Consider the following 441-nt stretch of genomic DNA (forward strand, 5'->3'; position numbering starts at 1 on the left):
TCTCGTGGGCTCGGAAATGGGTAGAAGAGACAGTACCCATTGGGCCTAGGGCGGCAGAGAGGGCGGAGGATATGGGGTTGTTGCCGCTGAATGTTTTTTTTATCCACCCCCAGCCTGTAATGAGGGCGTTTTTGATGCGTTCCCAGTGTGTGGCCAATGCAACGATTGCACCAATTGGTCCGGTCAGGGCGTATAGGATGGGGTTTTGGGCGAATGTTTTTTTAATCCATTCCCAGCCTCTGATAAAGGCGGCAGTCAATGTATCCCAATTGGTGTAAACGAGATAGATGATGCCGAATATGGCAGTCAGCGCAAGGCCTATGGGATTTAATGTCATGAAACGTCGGGCAATGCCTCAAAATTTCAGAATACTCATGCCGAATCCGCCAAAGGCAATGCTGGCGGTGGCAAAGGGGACGGCAACCGCGGCAATAACTGAGG

Annotated in this window: 1 pseudogene; it reads right to left on the reverse strand. The window is 51.5% G+C overall.

Annotated features, from left to right (window positions below):
* A pseudogene (locus ACTHTQ_RS11410) lies at window positions 1–337 on the reverse strand (phage tail tape measure protein); the annotation flags it as partial.
* Between the last annotated feature and the right edge of the window lie 104 nt (window positions 338–441).

This window comes from Neisseria sp. P0020.S003, assembly GCF_051957095.1.
Classification (GTDB): Bacteria; Pseudomonadota; Gammaproteobacteria; order Burkholderiales; family Neisseriaceae; genus Neisseria; species Neisseria subflava.